11 protein-coding genes are annotated in these 18,115 nt (G+C 65.7%); 6 read left to right on the forward strand and 5 right to left on the reverse strand.

Annotated elements, in window-relative coordinates; all coding sequences use genetic code 11:
* Positions 1-53 precede the first annotated feature (53 nt).
* From C4K27_RS14680 to C4K27_RS14705, 6 genes are all read left to right on the forward strand, one after another.
* Entirely contained in the window at positions 54-1,370 is a 1,317-nt protein-coding gene (locus C4K27_RS14680; RefSeq protein WP_053261006.1) for an MdtA/MuxA family multidrug efflux RND transporter periplasmic adaptor subunit, read from the forward strand.
* Positions 1,367-4,471 (forward strand): MdtB/MuxB family multidrug efflux RND transporter permease subunit, encoded by a 3,105-nt coding sequence (locus C4K27_RS14685; RefSeq protein WP_053261007.1) that lies wholly within the window; start codon positions 1,367-1,369, stop codon positions 4,469-4,471. Before C4K27_RS14680 ends, C4K27_RS14685 begins: the two co-directional genes overlap by 4 nt.
* Entirely contained in the window at positions 4,468-7,575 is a 3,108-nt protein-coding gene (locus C4K27_RS14690; protein WP_053261008.1) for an efflux RND transporter permease subunit, read from the forward strand. The genes C4K27_RS14685 and C4K27_RS14690 overlap by 4 nt, the downstream gene beginning before the upstream one ends.
* Positions 7,572-9,050, forward strand: a complete 1,479-nt coding sequence (locus tag C4K27_RS14695) for an efflux transporter outer membrane subunit (protein WP_053261009.1) — start codon at positions 7,572-7,574, stop codon at positions 9,048-9,050. Before C4K27_RS14690 ends, C4K27_RS14695 begins: the two co-directional genes overlap by 4 nt.
* 399 nt (positions 9,051-9,449) lie before the next feature.
* Positions 9,450-11,528, forward strand: coding sequence for a putative bifunctional diguanylate cyclase/phosphodiesterase (locus tag C4K27_RS14700; RefSeq protein ID WP_053261010.1), 2,079 nt, complete (start codon positions 9,450-9,452; stop codon positions 11,526-11,528).
* 285 nt (positions 11,529-11,813) lie between these two features.
* The gene (locus C4K27_RS14705) at positions 11,814-12,560 is read left to right on the forward strand and encodes an SDR family oxidoreductase (RefSeq protein ID WP_053261011.1); all 747 of its coding nucleotides are present in this window, start codon (positions 11,814-11,816) and stop codon (positions 12,558-12,560) included.
* Between the two features lie 29 nt (positions 12,561-12,589).
* Here C4K27_RS14705 and C4K27_RS14710 read toward each other — a convergent pair whose 3' ends face one another.
* From C4K27_RS14710 to C4K27_RS14730, 5 genes are all read right to left on the reverse strand, one after another.
* Positions 12,590-13,375 (reverse strand): PoNe immunity protein domain-containing protein, encoded by a 786-nt coding sequence (locus C4K27_RS14710; protein ID WP_053261012.1) that lies wholly within the window; start codon positions 13,373-13,375, stop codon positions 12,590-12,592.
* 14 nt (positions 13,376-13,389) lie between these two features.
* The gene (locus C4K27_RS14715) at positions 13,390-14,445 is read right to left on the reverse strand and encodes a hypothetical protein (protein ID WP_053261013.1); all 1,056 of its coding nucleotides are present in this window, start codon (positions 14,443-14,445) and stop codon (positions 13,390-13,392) included.
* A 71-nt stretch (positions 14,446-14,516) separates the two neighbouring features.
* On the reverse strand, positions 14,517-15,926 hold the full coding sequence (gene mapR / locus C4K27_RS14720; RefSeq protein WP_007930974.1) for a GntR family transcriptional regulator MpaR: 1,410 nt from the start codon (positions 15,924-15,926) through the stop codon (positions 14,517-14,519).
* Between the two features lie 177 nt (positions 15,927-16,103).
* Positions 16,104-17,516 (reverse strand): cytochrome c oxidase accessory protein CcoG, encoded by a 1,413-nt coding sequence (gene ccoG, locus C4K27_RS14725; RefSeq protein ID WP_053261014.1) that lies wholly within the window; start codon positions 17,514-17,516, stop codon positions 16,104-16,106.
* A 207-nt stretch (positions 17,517-17,723) separates the two neighbouring features.
* Positions 17,724-17,957 carry a DUF3203 family protein gene (locus C4K27_RS14730; protein WP_053261015.1) on the reverse strand — a complete coding sequence of 78 codons (234 nt, stop codon included), beginning with the start codon at positions 17,955-17,957 and terminating at the stop codon, positions 17,724-17,726.
* Positions 17,958-18,115: the final 158 nt, after the last annotated feature.

Here is an 18,115-nt window from a genome sequence, read left to right on the forward strand (position 1 = left end):
ACACCGGCCAGTGCTTATCTTTCAGCCTTCTGAAAAAGATCCCCTCGCGCCCAATGGTTGATCACTCCATGCAATCCTCCGTTTCCCGCAACTCCCGTCGCTGGCTGCTCGGCCTGCTTGTCCTGTTGGCCATCGTCGGCCTGTGCTGGAAGTTCTGGCCGGCCTCGACCACCCCAAAGGATGCCACCGGGCAAAAGGCCACGGCCGGACACACCGGTCGCAGCGGGTCCATGCGGCCGGGGTTTGGCGGCGCGAGCGGGCCGATCCCGGTGCGGGTGGCGCCGGCCACGCGCGGGGACTTCGCGCTGTATTACAAGGCACTGGGCACCGTCACCGCGCTGAACACCATCAATGTGCGCAGCCGGGTGGCCGGTGAGCTGGTCAAGGTGGCCTTCGAGGAAGGGCAGATGGTCAAGGCCGGCGACCTGCTGGCGGAAATCGACCCGCGGCCTTACCAGAACGCCTTGCTCCAGGCCGAAGGCACGCTGTTGCAGAACCAGGCGCAACTGAAGAACGCCCAGGTCGACTACGAGCGTTATCGCGGCCTGTATGCCCAGGACAGTATCGCCAAGCAGACCCTGGACACCGCCGCGGCGCTGGTCGGCCAGTACCAGGGTACGGTCAAGACCAACCAGGCGGCGGTCAACGACGCCAAGCTCAACCTCGAATTCACCAAGATCCGCGCGCCGATCACCGGCCGCGTCGGCCTGCGCCAGCTGGACGTCGGCAACCTGGTGGCGGCCAACGACACCACCGCGCTGGCGATCATCACCCAGACCCAGCCGATCAGCGTGGCCTTCACCCTGCCGGAGAACAACCTGAGCAGGGTGCTGGAGCGTTATCGCAGCGGCGCCAGGCTGCCGGTGGAAGCCTGGGACCGCGGCGACCAGGCGCTGCAGGCCAGCGGCGTGCTGCAAAGCCTCGACAACCAGATCGACACCACCACCGGCACCCTGAAGTTCAAGGCGCGCTACGAGAACCGCGACCAGGCGCTGTTCCCCAACCAGTTCGTCAACGTGCGCGTGCTTGCCGACACCCTGAAAAACGTAGTGCTGGCGCCGTCGGCGGCGATCCAGTTCGGCACCAACGGCACCTTCGTCTATGCCCTGGACGGCGCCAACAAGGTCAAGATCCGCCAACTGCAGGTCGGCGACAGCAATGGCGATTCCACCGTGATCAAGGCCGGCCTGGAAGCCGGCGACCGCGTGGTGCTGGAAGGCACCGACCGCCTCAAGGACGGCAGTGAGGTGGAAGTGGTCAACACCCCCGAAGAAGTGCCGGCCACCCCGACCCAGCACCTGCAGGGCCAGCCGGCCAGCTCGGCGACCACGCCGGCCACCGAGACGCCGGCGGGCAAGGTCGGCGCATGAATATCTCGCGGCTGTTCATCCTCCGCCCGGTAGCCACCACCCTGAGCATGCTGGCCATTGTCCTGGCCGGCCTGATCGCCTATCGCCTGTTGCCGGTCTCGGCGTTGCCCCAGGTCGATTACCCGACCATCCGGGTGATGACCCTGTACCCCGGCGCCAGCCCCGACGTGATGACCAGCGCGGTCACCGCGCCCCTGGAGCGCCAGTTCGGGCAGATGCCCGGCCTGACCCAGATGGCCTCCACCAGCTCCGGCGGCGCCTCGGTGCTGACCCTGCGCTTCAACCTCGACATCAATATGGATGTCGCCGAGCAGCAGGTGCAGGCGGCGATCAACGCCGCGACCAACCTGCTGCCCAGCGATCTGCCGGCGCCGCCGGTGTACAACAAGGTCAACCCGGCGGACACCCCGGTGCTGACCCTGGCCATCACCTCCAAGACCATGCTGCTGCCCAAGCTCAACGACCTGGTCGACACCCGCATGGCGCAGAAGATCGCGCAGATCAGCGGCGTCGGCATGGTCAGCATCGCCGGCGGCCAGCGCCAGGCGGTGCGGATCAAGGTCAACCCCGAGGCCCTGGCGGCCAACGGCCTCAACCTGTCGGACGTGCGCACCCTGATCGGCGCCTCCAACGTCAACCAGCCCAAGGGCAACTTCGACGGCCCGACCCGGGTGTCGATGCTCGACGCCAATGACCAGCTGACCTCGCCCAAGGACTACGCCGAGCTGATCCTGGCCTACAAGAATGGCGCGCCGCTGCGCCTGAAGGACGTCGCGCAGATCGCCGGCGGCGCCGAGAACGAACGCCTGGCGGCCTGGGCCAATGAAAACCAGGCGGTGCTGCTGAATATCCAGCGCCAGCCCGGGGCCAACGTGATCGAGGTGGTGGACCGGATCAAGGCGCTGCTGCCGAGCATCACCGACAACCTGCCGGCCGGCCTTGACGTCACCGTGCTCACCGACCGCACCCAGACCATCCGCGCCTCGGTCACCGACGTGCAACACGAACTGCTGATCGCCATCGCCCTGGTGGTGATGGTGACCTTCCTGTTCCTGCGCCGGGCCAGCGCCACGGTGATCCCGTCGATCGCCGTGCCGTTGTCGCTGATCGGCACCTTCGGCGTGATGTACCTGGCGGGCTTCTCGGTCAACAACCTGACCCTGATGGCCCTGACCATCGCCACCGGCTTTGTGGTCGACGATGCGATCGTGATGCTGGAGAACATCTCGCGCTTCATCGAGGAGGGCGACAGCCCGATGCAGGCCGCGCTCAAGGGCGCCAAGCAGATCGGCTTCACCCTGGTGTCGCTGACCCTGTCGCTGATCGCCGTATTGATCCCGCTGCTGTTCATGGCCGACGTGGTCGGGCGGCTGTTCCGCGAATTCGCCATCACCCTGGCGGTGGCGATCCTGATTTCCCTGGTGGTGTCCCTGACCCTGACGCCGATGATGTGCGCGCGCCTGCTCAATCGTGAACCCAAGGAGGAAGAGCAGGGCCGGTTCTACCGGGCCAGCGGCGCCTGGATCGATTGGCTGATCGCCAGCTACGGGCGTCGCTTGCAGTGGGTGCTCAAGCACCAGCCGCTGACCCTGCTGGTGGCCGTCGGCACCCTGGCGCTGACCGTGTTCCTGTATATGGTGGTGCCCAAGGGTTTCTTCCCGGTGCAGGACACCGGGGTGATCCAGGGCATTTCCGAAGCGCCGCAGTCGGTGTCCTTCGCCGCCATGAGCCAGCGTCAGCAGGACCTGGCGAAAATCATCCTGGCCGACCCGGCGGTGCAAAGCCTGTCGTCCTATATCGGGGTCGACGGCGACAACGCCACCCTCAACAGCGGCCGGCTGCTGATCAACCTCAAGCCGCACCGCGAACGCGACCTCAGCGCCGCCGAGGTGATCGCGCGCATCCAGCCCCAGGTCGACCAGTTGGTGGGCATCCGTCTGTTCATGCAGCCGGTGCAGGACCTGACCATCGAGGACCGGGTCAGCCGCACCCAGTACCAGTTCAGCATGTCGTCGCCGGATGCCGACCTGCTGGCCCTGTGGAGCGGGCGCCTGGTGGATGCCCTGACCCACAGGCCGGAGCTGACCGACGTCGCCAGCGACCTGCAGGACAAGGGCTTGCAGGTGTACCTGGTGATCGACCGCGACGCCGCGTCGCGCATCGGCGTCTCGGTGTCGAACATCACCGACGCGCTGTACGACGCCTTCGGCCAGCGGCAGATTTCCACCATCTACACCCAGGCCAGCCAGTACCGCGTGGTGTTGCAGGCCCAGGCCGGGGAAACCATCGGCCCGCAGGCGCTGGAACAGATCCATGTGAAGACCACCGACGGCGGCCAGGTGCGGCTGTCGAGCCTGGCCCGGGTCGAGGAGCGCCAGGCGCAACTGGCCATCGCCCATATCGGCCAGTTCCCGGCGGTGATGATGTCGTTCAACCTGGCGCCCGGCGTGGCCCTGGGCGAGGCGGTGAACGTCATCGAGCAGGTACAGCAGGACATCGGCATGCCGGTGGGCGTGCAGACCCAGTTCCAGGGCGCGGCCCAGGCGTTCCAGGCCTCGCTGTCGAGCACCTTGCTGCTGATCCTGGCGGCGGTGGTGACCATGTACATCGTGCTCGGGGTGCTCTACGAGAGCTACATCCACCCGATCACCATCCTCTCCACGCTGCCGTCGGCGGCGGTGGGCGCCTTGCTGGCGCTGATCCTCAGCGGCAACGACCTGGGCATGATCGCGATCATCGGCATCATCCTGCTGATCGGCATCGTCAAGAAGAACGCGATCATGATGATCGACTTCGCCCTCGACGCCGAACGCAACCAGGGCATGGCCCCGGAGCAGGCGATCTACCAGGCGGCGCTCCTGCGTTTCCGGCCGATCCTGATGACCACCCTGGCCGCGCTGTTCGGCGCCGTGCCGCTGATGCTGGCCACCGGTTCCGGCGCCGAACTGCGCCAGCCCCTGGGCCTGGTGATGGTCGGCGGCCTGTTGCTGAGCCAGATCCTGACCCTGTTCACCACACCGGTGATCTACCTGTACTTCGACCGCCTGGGCCGGCGCTGGCGTTCGGTGCCTGAGCCCGCGGAGCCGGTAGAGCAGCCATGAACCTGTCCGGACCCTTTATCCGCCGGCCAGTGGCCACCATGTTGCTGAGTCTGGCGATCATGCTCCTGGGCGGTGTCAGCTTTGGCCTGCTGCCGGTGTCGCCGCTGCCGCAGATGGACTTCCCGGTGATCGTGGTCCAGGCCAGCCTGCCGGGGGCCAGCCCCGAGGTGATGGCGTCCACCGTGGCCACGCCCCTGGAGCGTTCCTTCGGCGCGATCGCCGGGGTCAACACCATGAGCAGCCGTTCCAGCCAGGGTTCGACCCGGGTCATCCTGCAATTCGACCTGGACCGCGACATCAACGGCGCGGCGCGGGAAGTGCAGGCGGCGATCAATGCCTCGCGCAACCTGCTGCCCAGCGGCATGCGCAGCATGCCCACCTACAAGAAGGTCAACCCGTCCCAGGCGCCGATCATGGTGCTGTCGCTGACCTCCGATGTGCTGGAAAAGGGCCAGCTTTACGACCTGGCCTCGACCATCCTGTCCCAGAGCCTGTCCCAGGTGTCCGGGGTCGGCGAGGTGCAGATCGGCGGCAGTTCGCTGCCGGCGGTACGCATCGAGCTGGAACCGCAGTTGCTCAACCAGTACGGCGTGGCCCTCGACGATGTGCGCAAGACCATCGCCGAGGCCAATGTGCGCCGGCCCAAGGGCTCGGTGGAGAACAGCGAGCAGATGTGGCAGGTACAGGCCAACGACCAGCTGGAGAAGGCCAAGGACTACGAGCCGCTGATCATCCACTACAAGGACGGCGCGGCCCTGCGCCTGAAAGACGTGGCCAAGGTCAGCGACGGCGTCGAGGACCGCTACAACAGCGGCTTCTTCAACGATGACGCGGCGGTGCTGCTGGTGATCAACCGCCAGGCCGGGGCCAACATCATCGAGACGGTCAACGAGATCAAGGCGCAACTGCCGGCGTTGCAAGCGGTGCTGCCGGCCAGCGTCAAGCTCAACCTGGCGATGGATCGTTCGCCGGTGATCAAGGCCACCCTGCATGAGGCCGAGATGACCCTGCTGATCGCCGTGGCCCTGGTGATACTGGTGGTCTACCTGTTCCTCGGCAATCTGCGCGCCTCGCTGATCCCGACCCTGGCGGTGCCGGTGTCGCTGGTGGGCACCTTCGCGGTGATGTACCTGTACGGTTTTTCCCTGAACAACCTGTCGCTGATGGCGCTGATTCTCGCCACCGGGCTGGTGGTGGACGACGCCATCGTGGTGCTGGAGAACATTTCCCGGCACATCGACGAAGGCATCGCGCCGATCAAGGCGGCCTACCTGGGAGCCAAGGAAGTCGGCTTCACCCTGTTGTCGATGAACGTCTCGCTGGTGGCGGTGTTCCTGTCGATCCTGTTCATGGGCGGGATCATTCAAAGCCTGTTCCGCGAATTTTCCATCACCCTGGCGGCGGCCATAGTTGTGTCCCTGGTGGTGTCCCTGACCCTGACCCCGATGCTCTGCGCCCGCTGGCTCAAGCCCCATGTGCCGGGCCGGGAGAACGGCCTGCAGCGCTGGAGCCAGCACGCCAACGACTGGATGGTGGCCAGATACGCGAGCAGCCTGGACTGGGTACTGCGCCACAAGCGCCTGACCCTGCTCAGCCTGTTCGTGACCATCGGCGTCAACATCGCGCTGTACGTGGTGGTACCCAAGACCTTCATGCCGCAGCAGGACACCGGCCAGCTGATCGGTTTTGTGCGTGGCGACGATGGCCTGTCGTTCACCGTGATGCAGCCGAAGATGGAGATCTTCCGCCGCGAAGTGCTCAAGGACCCGGCGGTGGAGAGCGTGGCCGGTTTCATCGGTGGCAATAACGGTACCAACAACGCCTTCATGCTGGTGCGCCTCAAGCCGATCAAGGAACGCAACATTTCCGCGCAGAAGGTCATCGAGCGCCTGCGCAAGGAAATGCCCAAGGTGCCCGGCGCCCAGTTGATGCTGATGGCCGACCAGGACCTGCAGTTCGGCGGCGGCCGCGAGCAGACCACCTCGCAGTATTCCTACATCATCCAGAGCGGCGACCTGGGGGCGTTGCGCGAGTGGTACCCGAAAGTGGTCACCGCGCTGCGTGCCCTACCGGAGCTCACCGCGATCGACGCCCGCGAAGGGCGGGGCGCCCAGCAGGTGACCCTGGTGGTCGACCGCGACCAGGCCAAGCGCCTGGGGATCGACATGAACATGGTCACCGCGGTGCTCAACAACGCCTACAGCCAGCGGCAGATTTCCACCATCTACGACAGCCTCAACCAGTATCAGGTGGTGATGGAGGTCAACCCGAAATACGCCCAGGACCCGGTCACCCTCAACCAGGTGCAGGTGATCACCGCCGATGGCGCGCGGGTGCCGCTGTCGACCATCGCCCACTATGAAAACAGCCTGGAAGACGACCGGGTCAGCCACGAAGGCCAGTTCGCCTCGGAAAGCATTTCCTTCGACATGGCCGAAGGGGTGACGGTGGAGCAGGGCACGGCGGCCATCGAACGGGCGATCGCCAAGGTCGGCATGCCCGAAGACGTGATCGTCAAGATGGCCGGCACCGCCGATGCCTTCGCCGCGACCCAGAAGAGCCAGCCGTTCATGATCCTCGGCGCGCTGCTGGCGGTGTACCTGGTGCTGGGCGTGCTCTATGAAAGCTACATTCACCCGCTGACCATTCTCTCCACGCTGCCGTCGGCCGGGGTCGGCGCCTTGCTGTCGATCTACGTGCTGGGCGGCGAGTTCAGCCTGATCTCGCTGCTGGGCTTGTTCCTGCTGATCGGCGTGGTGAAGAAAAACGCCATCCTGATGATCGACCTGGCGTTGCAGCTGGAGCGTCACCAAGGCCTGGGCCCGCTGGAGTCGATCCGCAGCGCCTGCCTGCTGCGCCTGCGGCCGATCCTGATGACCACCCTGGCGGCGATCCTCGGCGCCTTGCCGTTGCTGCTCGGCAGCGCCGAAGGCGCGGAAATGCGCCAGCCCCTGGGCCTGACCATTATCGGCGGCCTGGTCTTCAGCCAGGTCCTGACCCTCTACACCACCCCGGTGGTCTACCTCTATCTCGATCGCCTGCGCCATAAGTTCAACCACTGGCGTGGGGTCCGTACCGATGCCGCTCTGGAAACGCCGCTATGACTGACTGTTCGCCACGCAACCTTCCTCAGCGCCTGGCCCTGGCCCGCGGTTCGCGGCTGTTGAGCCTGAGCTTGAGCCTGGCGCTGCTCAGCGCCTGCGCCATTGGCCCGGACTATCAGCGCCCGCAAGTTGCCGAGCCCGCGCAATACAAGGAAGCGGCGGGCTGGCGCCAGGCCAGCCCCAGCGACTCCCTGGCCCGCGGCGCCTGGTGGGAGCTGTACGGCGACCGCCAGCTCAACGGCCTGATCGACAAGCTCAACAGCGCCAACCAGAGCGTGGCGCAGTCCGAGGCCCAGTACCGCCAGGCCCAGGCCCTGGCGCGCAGCGCCCGTGGCTCGCTGTTCCCCACGGTGGACCTGAGTGCCGGCAAAACCCGCGCCAGCCAGGGCACCGGCAGCAGCAGTTCGGCCCTGAGCAGCTCCTCCAGCGGCATTCGCGATACTTACAACACCCAGCTTGGGGTGAGCTGGGAGGCCGATGTCTGGGGCAAGCTGCGCCGCGGCCTGGAAGCCAACGAAGCCAGCGCCGAAGCCAGCTTCGCCGACCTCGCGGCGATGCGCCTGAGCCAGCAGTCGGAGCTGGTGCAGAACTACCTGCAACTGCGGGTCATGGACCAGCAGAAGCGCCTGCTCGAAGCCACGGTGGCGGCCTACCAGCGCTCGCTGACCATGACCGAGAACCAGTACCGCGCCGGAGTGTCCGGCAAGGACGCGGTGGCCCAGGCGCAAACCCAGCTGAAAACCACCCAGGCCGACCTGATCGACCTGATCTGGCAGCGCGCCCAGCTGGAAAACGCCATCGCGGTGCTGATCGGCCTGCCACCGGCCGAGTTCAGTCTGGCCGAGACCCAAGACATCCCGGCCTTGCCCCAGGTGCCGCTGAGCCTGCCGTCGCAGCTGCTGGAACGGCGCCCGGACATCGCCTCGGCCGAGCGTTCGGTGATCGCCGCCAACGCCAATATCGGCGTGGCCAAGGCCGCCTATTACCCGGACCTGACCCTGAGCCTGGCCGGCGGCTACAGCAGCAGTACCTACGCCGACTGGATCAGCCTGCCGAACCGCTTCTGGTCGGTGGGGCCGAAACTGGCCATGACCCTGTTCGACGGCGGCCAGCGTTCGGCGGAAGTCGACCGCACCGAGGCGGCCTACGACCAGACCGTGGCCAAGTACCGCCAGACCGTGCTCGACGGCTTTCGCGAGGTGGAGAACTACCTGGTGCAGCTCAAGGTCCTGGAAGACGAGGCCGCGGTGCGCCAGCAGGCCCTGGATTCGGCGCGCGAGTCGTTGCGCCTGACCGAGAACCAGTACAAGGCCGGGGTGATCGCCTACCTGGACGTGGTGGTGGTGCAGGCCACGGCGTTGAGCAACGAACGCAGCGTGCTGAGCCTGCTGCAAAGCCGGCTGGTCACCAGCGTGCAACTGATCGCCGCCCTCGGCGGCGGCTGGGACGGCCAGCTGCAGGCCAGCAAGGAGTAACAGGCTGAATCCGCGATTCGCCTGTTTTTCGCAGGCTACGGACAGCCTGTAGCCGCTGCCGAGCCTGCGAGGCTGCGAACGGTTTGGGCGGCACTCCGACGTAGCGACCGCAAACCCTGAATCCGCGCATCATCTGGCCTCGCACGTGGTCCGCTTTGCGAGCGCTACGCGCTCGATCGCAGGCTGCGCCAGCGGCTACATCGATAGCGGCGTCCCTGGCGTTGTGTCACCGTTGCCAGCGGTCGAGTCGCTGTAACCGGTTTGTTTTATCAACCGGCTACTTTCGTCCGACTGATGGCTTTTTGCTTACTTTGTGAATGTGTTTCTATACGCAAGCAGTACAATTGCGCCTTTTTACCGCCGGGCATGGACGCTTCCGGCTAACGCCACGAGACGTTCATGCTCACCGGTACCTACTCTCCCGCCCTGGTTCTGATTTCCCTGTTTGTGGCGATTCTCGCCTCTTACACCGCGCTCGACCTGACCGGTCGCATCGCCACCACGCGTGGTCGGGCGGCGTTGCTGTGGATGGCCGGCGGCGCCCTGGCCATGGGCATTGGGGTGTGGTCGATGCACTTTATCGGCATGCTCGCCTTCAGCCTGCCCATCGACCTGGGCTACGACACTGGCATCACCGCGTTGTCGCTGCTGATTTCCGTGCTGTCCTGCGGTTTCGCCCTGTGGCTGGTGAGCCAGCAGAGCCTGCCGCTCTGGCAGCTGGCCTTCGGCGCGCTGATCATGGGCGCCGGGATCAGCGCCATGCATTACACCGGCATGGCGGCGATGCGCATGCAGCCGGGCATCGACTACGACCCCAGCCTGTTCGGCGCCTCGCTGCTGATTGCCGTCGGCGCCTCGGCCGCGGCGCTGTGGATCGCCTTTCACCTGCGCCGTAATACCCCTTATGTACGCCTGGCCCGTTGTGGGGCCGCGGTGGTGATGGGCATCGCCATTGTCGGCATGCACTACACCGGCATGGCCGCGGCGCGCTTCGCCGACGGCAGTTTCTGTGGCGCGGCGGTGGACGGCCTGAGCGGCAAGGGCCTGGACAACCTGGTGCTGATCACCACCCTGGCGGTACTGGTCATTGCCTTGCTGACCTCGGTACTCGACGCGCGCCTGGAGGCGCGCACCGCGGTGCTCGCCGAGTCGCTGACCGTGGCCAACCGCGAGCTGACCCAACTGGCGCTGCACGACACCCTGACCGGCCTGCCGAACCGCACGCTGCTGGCCGACCGTATCGACCAGGCGATGCAGCGGGTGACGGAGCAGGGCGGCTGTTTCGCGCTAATGTTCATCGACCTGGACGGCTTCAAGCCGGTCAACGATGCCTTCGGCCATCACATGGGCGACCAGTTGCTGCGCGAGGTAGCGGTGCGCCTGCGCGAAGACCTGCGCAGCCAGGACACCCTGGCGCGGATCGGCGGCGACGAGTTCGTGCTGCTGGTGCAACTGAACGAGGCGGACGATGCCTTGCGCCTGGCCGCGCGCCAGGTGGGCCTGATCGGCCAGGCGTTCCGGGTCGCCGAACACGAGTTGCAGATCTCCGCCAGCGTCGGCATCGCGGTGTACCCGGGCAACGGCCTGACGCCCCAGGAACTGCTGATGAACGCCGATGCGGCGATGTATCACGCCAAGGGCACCGGCAAGAACGGCTACAGCTTCTTCGACGCCTCGATGAACAGCGACGCGCGCCGGCAACTGCAACTGCTGCAGGACCTGCGCCATGCCGTCGAGCACGGCGAGTTCAGGCTCTATTACCAGCCCAAGTTCGATGCCGCCAACGGCTTGCCGGTGGGCGCCGAAGCCTTGTTGCGCTGGGAGCACCCGCAACTGGGGCTGCTGCTGCCGGACAAGTTCATCGATCTTGCGGAAAAGACCGGGCTGATCATCTCCATCGGCGAGTGGGTGCTCAACGAGGCCTGCCGGCAGATGCGCGAGTGGTACAGCGAAGGTTATGAAGGCTGGCGGATCGCGGTGAATATCTCGGCGTTGCAGTTCTGCCATGCCGGGCTGGTCGACAGCGTGGCCAAGGCGCTGAGCCTGCATCGCTTGCCGGCCAACAGCCTGACCCTGGAGATCACCGAGACCACCGCCATGAGCGATGCCGATGCCAGCATGACTGTGCTCAAGCAACTGGCGGAGATGGGCGTGGACCTGTCCATCGACGACTTCGGTACCGGTTATTCGAGCCTGATGTACCTCAAGCGCCTGCCGGCCAACGAGTTGAAGATCGACCGCGGCTTCGTCCGCGACCTGGAGCACGACAGCGACGACGCGGCGATCGTCTCGGCCATCGTCGCCCTGGGCCGGGCCCTGGGCTTGCGGATTGTCGCCGAGGGCGTGGAAACCGATGTGCAGCAGACCTTCCTGACCCAGTTGGGCTGCGATTCGCTGCAAGGTTATTTCCTCGGCCATCCGCTGCCGGCCGCACGCTTCATGCAGAACATCCATCAGGCCGAACAGCTGGCGCTCTGAGCGCGTCGAACGCCTGCCTGCTTCGCAGGTTCGCAGCCTTCGGCAGCGGCTACATCGATCGCGTTTTAGCCGACTCCCGTAGCCGCTGCCGAGCCTGCGAGGCTGCGTCCGGTCTGGGCGGCATTGCGACGCAGCGAGCGCAAACCCCAAGCCCGCGATCTGCCTGGATAGACACGCCGACCGGCGATCAGCCAGGGGGCGGATGACAGCCCCGAGAAGGTTTGCAACGCTCGCCGCAGGGTGTTTAATTGCTGGCGTTCAAAGATCAGCGAGGGAGTTGGCAGCATGGACAAAGTCATCCTCATCACCGGTGGCGGTCGCGGTATTGGCGCGGCCACCGCGCTGCTGGCCGCGCAACAGGGCTATCGCATCTGCATCAACTACCAGGCCGACGAACAGGCGGCCTTCCAGGTGCTGGAGCAGGTGCGCGGCCTGGGCGCCCAGGCGATTGCCGTGCGGGCCGATGTCAGCATCGAGGACGAAGTGATCGCCCTCTACCAGCGGGTCGACGCCGAACTGGGGCGGGTCACCGCGCTGGTGAACAACGCCGGGACCGTCGGGCAGAAGTCGCGGCTCGACGAAATGTCCGAATTCCGCATTCTCAAGATCATCAAGACCAACGTGCTCGGGCCGATCCTCTGCGCCAAGCACGCGGTGCTGCGCATGTCGCCAAGGCATGGCGGGCAGGGCGGCAGCATCGTCAATGTGTCCTCGGTCGCCGCCCGCCTGGGCGCGCCCGGCGAGTACATCGACTACGCCGCCTCCAAGGGGGCGCTGGACACCTTCACCATCGGCCTGTCCAAGGAAGTCGCCGGCGAAGGCATCCGCGTCAACGGCGTGCGCCCGGGCTACATCTACACCGACTTCCATGCCCTGAGCGGCGACGCCGACCGCGTCAGCAAGCTGGAATCCGCCATCCCCATGGGCCGCGGCGGCCGCCCGGACGAAGTGGCGGAGGCGATCATCTGGCTGCTGTCGGACAAGGCCTCGTATTCCACTGGGACCTTTATCGACCTGGGCGGCGGCCGCTGACCGGGCGCTAGAGGCGGTCTTGCAGGCGCCTACCGGCCTGGAATCGGCGGCGGGCTGAAGCGGCGGGCGTACTCGAGCATGTCTCGAGGGAAGACCATGTGCCGCACGGCGCTGTCGTCGAGACCGTACAGGTAGGCGATGGCCGCCGCTTCGAACGCCCAATAACCAAAGTAACCGCCGTCCTCGTCGTCCAGGTGGCTGTCGTGCCAGGAGGCGTGCTCGAACGCCAGGTACCACTGGTTGCAATACTCCACCAGCAACTCGCGGGCCTCGTCCGGGTCATTGACATAGATGGCCTTGACCAGGGGCGTGTAGACCTCGTGGTTCCACTGGTCCACGTCCTCGCGGTCGGGCAGGTAGGCCTTGAGCAGGTCTTCGACCAGGGTGTCGTCACCTTTATAGCCGGCGCGGTCTTGCAGCAACGCCAGGCGTGGCAGCAGGTCGCCGCGTTGCAGCAGGATGCACAGGCCGATGACTTGCACGTACTCCTCGAAGTCGTGCGGGTAGTCATCGATGGCCAGGGGCGCGATGTCCGGCATCTCCTCATGCAGCGCCAGTTTGCGCTGATAGTCTTCGTAGGCCTCGATCACCCCGTCCAGGGCCTGGGCCAGTTGCTCCAGGGGCTCGCCGCCGGTGTAGCCCAGGATCAGGCGGTGCAGCCGTGCCTGCTGGACTTCCCAGGCCTTGAGGGAGGCTTCCTGAAGCGGGCTGTCGGCCATCATTGAGTGGCTCCGCCAGTGGGCTTCGACGCCCTCCAGGCTTTCGCGCTGCTGCTGGTACTGCTGGTGGCTGAGAAACACTTGTCTGCGGTTCATGTCGGGGCCTGGGCTCAGTAAACGGGAATCAGGGTGAAGGGCGCCTTGCGCTGGGAGGCTTCCAGTAGCAGGGTCGGCAGGTCCACCTCGCTCGGTTCCAGCTCAAGGGCTTCCAACTCTTCTTCCAGCTGCCGCAGATCGGCTGGCAGGGCGCGGATCGGCAGGCGCTGGTAGGGCCGCGGGTCTTCGCCGTAGTACACCTGGGCCGGGCCGGGAGGAATGCCTTCCAGACGGGCGAAACCTTCTTCGTCCAGGCTGCCTTCGGCTTGCGAGCCGTCACTGAAGACGACCCGGTAGGCGGCGCCGGACACCGGTTCCAGGTTGGGGTAATGCAGGTTCAGCTCCAGCCAGTGGCCTTCGCCGGTGAGCGGTTCGAGGCCTTGGTTGATCGCCTGGGTGGTGCGGGCGGCGTCGCGGGATTCGGCCGGCAATGCGTCGCGGACGGCTGTCTTGCCCGGCTCGAGGGAAGACTGCGGCTTGGCCAGCAGGGCCGGGCCGCGACTGTGGGCGGCGGCCGAGTTGTTGCGCTGCACGGCGACCCAGGGCGCGATGCGGTTGCGCACCGACTCCATGAGAAATTCGCTGTGTTCCCGGGCTTCATCGAGGTTGTGGATCACCAGCCGCTGTTGCTGGGGTGTCAGGCCATTGAAGGTGGAGGAGGCGCGCACGGCACTGACGATCTCGGGCATTTCCTCGCTCAGGTGCCGCGGGTCCAGGCATTTTTCCAGCAACTGCTCGGGGCTGGTCTTCAGGCGACAGGCCAGCAGGGTATGGCGGATCAGGTCGAACAGGCTTTCGGCATGACGCTGGGGCGCGCGGTTGATCAGGCGCAGGATGACCTTCAACTCCTGGCCGGGGCCGGGGACCCAGCCGATCAGGGCCAGGGCCAGGTCGAAGAAGGCATCCTCCTCGTCCTTGGGATTGTTCACCGCGTCCAGCTCGAAGATCGCCTGTACACAGTCATAGGCGTTGAGCTCCTGGGCCAGCAGTGGCAGGCGCCCGCGCTGGATGGCCTTGGTCAGCTCGGCCTTGGCCTCTGGATAATCGTCGTAATACAGGTCTTCGACCATGCCGCGTTCCTTCCCTGGAAAATTGGAGCGCGGATGCTGCAGCAATTGTGGTGCGGCAGCAAGGCCTCGGATTAGAACGACCGCACGATCCTGCCCAGGGTTTCCATGGCCTGTTCCGCCGCTTCGTTCCACGGGCTGCCGTAGTTGAGGCGGATGCAGTTTCGAAAGCGCTGGGTCGGCGAGAAGATCGGTCCCGGGGCGATGCTGATGCCCTGGGCCAGGGCCATCTGGAACAGCTTCAACGAATCCATCTGCGCCGGCAGCTCCAGCCACAGGAAGTAGCCGCCGGCCGGCTGGCTGACCCGGGTCTGCGCCGGGAAGTAGCGGGCGATGGCGGCGAGCATGGCGCTTTGCTGTTCTTCCAGGGCATAGCGCAGTTTGCGCAGGTGGCGGTCGTAGCCGCCGTGTTGCAGGTAGTCGGCGATGGCCGCCTGGGCCGGCATCGAGGCGCACAGCGAGGTCATCAGTTTCAGCCGTTCGATCTTCTGCGCGTAACGCCCGGCGGCGACCCAGCCGATGCGGTAACCCGGGGCCAGGCTCTTGGCGAACGAGCCGCAATGCATCACCAGGCCCTCGGTGTCGAAGGCCTTGGCCGGTTTCGGTGCCTGCTGGCCGTAATACAGCTCGGCGTAGACGTCGTCCTCGATCAGCGGCACCTGATGGCTGCGCAGCAACGCCACCAGTTCTTGCTTCTTCGCCTCGGGCATGGTCGCGCCCATGGGGTTCTGGAAGCTGGTCATGCACCAGCAGGCCTTGATCGGGTGCCGCTCCAGGGTCTGCGCCAGCACTCCCAGGTCGATGCCGTCCCGCGGGTGTACGGGGATTTCCACGGCCTTGAGTTTCAGGCGCTCCAGCACTTGCAGGCTGGCGTAGAAGGCCGGGGCCTCGATGGCCACCAGGTCGCCGGGTTCGGTCACTGCCTGCAGGCACAGGTTCAGGGCTTCCAGGGCGCCGTTGGTGATCAGCAGTTCTTCCATGGGCAGCATCAGCCCGCCGACCATGTAGCGCAGGGCAATCTGCCGGCGCAGCTGCGGGTTGCCCGGCGACATGTCGGTGACCACCACGCGCGGGTCCATCTCGCGGCTGGCGCTGGCCAGGGAGCGCGACAGGCGCTGCAGCGGGAACAGGGTCGGGCTGGGAAAGGCCGAGCCGAACGGCACGGTGGTCGGGTCCTTGATCGAGTCCAGCACCGAGAACACCAGTTCGCTGACATCGACTTCGGTGGACTCGTTGACCTGGCTGCTGATCACCGGCTCCGAGAACGGGCTCGGCGCATGGGTGTTGACGAAGTAGCCGGAGCGCGGCCGGGCGCGGATCAGGCCGCGCCGTTCCAGCAGGTAATAGGCCTGGAACACCGTGGACGGACTGACCCCATAGGTCTGGCTGGCATAACGTACCGAAGGTACGCGCTGGCCGGGGCCGAGCACCCCGGAGCGGATCAGTTCTGCGATGTCGTCGGCGAATTTTTCGTAGCGTTTCATGGGGCGGCTCGGGATAGGCGGTAATGGGGCCTGTGCTGGCGCCCCCTGTGCAGGCGCGAGGCTTGCCTGCGATGGGCCGCAAACCAGCAGCGTGTTCCAGCTGCTGGAGCGCGTCGCCCAAATCGCGGGCAAGCCTCGCTCCTACAGGGGAGGCGAGGCGGCGCCCAGTCTAAGGGATCAACGGTTCAAGGGCGCAACAAACCGGCTCTTGGCCACGCTGTAGATCTCTGGCTGGTCGGCGTCGACCACCTTGAAGCTGAGTTCCTGGGAACTGCTCTGCGGCTGGTCGGCGATCATCGCCACCGACACCGGCAGGTCGACGATCTCGCCCGCGGCCAGGCTGACTTCGGTCTTGCCTTGCAGCTGGAAGCCGTCGCCGTCCTCCAGTTGCAGGCGGTAATCCTGGCGTTGCTGGGTCTTGTTGATGATCTTCAGGCTGTAGATGTTCTCGATCTGGCCCAGGCTGTTTTCGCGGAACAGGCCGCGGTCCTTGCTGACGTCCAGCGACACCATCGGTCGCTCCACCAGCGCCAGGGCCAGGGCGCCGATCATCACCAGCAGCACCGCGCTGTAGCCGATCAGGCGTGGGCGCAGCAGGTGGGTCTTGCCTCCTTGCAACTGGTGCTCCGAGGTGTAGCTGATCAGGCCCCGGGCATAGCCCATCTTGTCCATGATCGAATCGCAGGCGTCGATGCAGGCGGCGCAGCCGATGCATTCCATCTGCAGGCCGTCGCGGATGTCGATGCCGGTCGGGCAGACCTGCACGCACAGCTGGCAATCGATGCAGTCGCCGAGGCCGATATTGGCGGGTTTCACGCCACGCTTGCGCGGGCCGCGAATTTCGCCACGGGCCGGGTCGTAGGAGATGGTCAGGGTGTCCTTGTCGAACATCACACTCTGGAACCGCGCATACGGGCACATGTGCATGCACACCGCCTCGCGCAGCCAGCCGGCGTTGAGGTAGGTGGCGCCGGTGAAGAACAGCACCCAGAACAGGCTGACCCCGCCGATCTGCAGGGTCAGCAGCTCCTCGGCCAGCGGCCGGATCGGCGTGAAGTAACCGACGAAGGTCAGGCCGGTGAGCAGGCTGATGGCCAGCCACAGGCTGTGCTTGGCCGAACGGCGGATCAGCTTGTTCAGGTTCCAGGGCGCGGCCGCGAGCTTGATGCGCTGGTTGCGTTCACCCTCGGTGATCTTCTCGCACCACATGAACAGCCAGGTCCAGGAGCTCTGCGGGCAGGTGTAGCCGCACCAGACGCGGCCGGCGAACACGGTGATGGCGAACAGGCCGAAGGCGCAGATGATCAGCAACGCCGAGAGCAGGATGAAATCCTGCGGCCAGAAGGTGGCGCCGAAGATGTGGAACTTGCTTTCCGCCAGGTCCCAGAGCACCGCCTGGCGGCCGCCCCAGTTCAGCCACACGGTGCCGAAGAACAGCAGGAACAGGAAGCCCGCGCCGCTCATGCGCAGGGTACGGAACAGGCCGGTGAAACTGCGGGTGTGGATCAGGTTGTCGCTGGATTTGGCCTTCGTCTTTGGGCGCGCAGGCTCGAATGTTTCTACTAATCGGACGGGGATTCTTTCGCTCATGGTCGTTCGCTCATCAGCCTCCATCAGGCAGACGAACTATGCCCAGCGATCTGTTTGCATAACAGACTCAGGTATCGCAATAAAAAGCAGATCAGATGCCCGTCAGGCGCCGCCCTGCGACAACTTGCCATACCCGGCCAGGCGCCCGCTATCGGGCGCCGTCGGCGTCTGGCACAGGCCTGCGCCGGGCGCCGTGATGCAGATCAGTCAAATCACCGAATCACTGTTGCTGGCGCGCAGATGACGCCGGCCGTCGGTGGCGCCTGCTACGGTCAATGCGTCGGCTTCTGCTTCGGTGATGTAGATACGCCGGCCTTCGAGGTCGACCGCCGACATCGACCTGGCCGCGTCGGTGATCACAGTCACGGCGCTGGCTGGCAGGCGGGCGTGAAGGTCTTCGGTGTCGAAATGGCAGATCCGGTTTTCGATGCGCAGGCTCATGGTCGAATCCTGTTGCGCGGTGGGTACGGTTTTTAGGGCCCGGCTGCCGTCCGGGGTTCTGCCCGACCGATCAATGGTCACCCGCTGGCGGATCGCACCTTTTGCCCGGCGTCGCTGTCCTTTGATTAAGGAGGGCTGCCTCGTTGTCCGCCCGCCAG

The organism is Pseudomonas chlororaphis subsp. chlororaphis (assembly GCF_003945765.1).
GTDB lineage: Bacteria > Pseudomonadota > Gammaproteobacteria > Pseudomonadales > Pseudomonadaceae > Aquipseudomonas > Aquipseudomonas chlororaphis.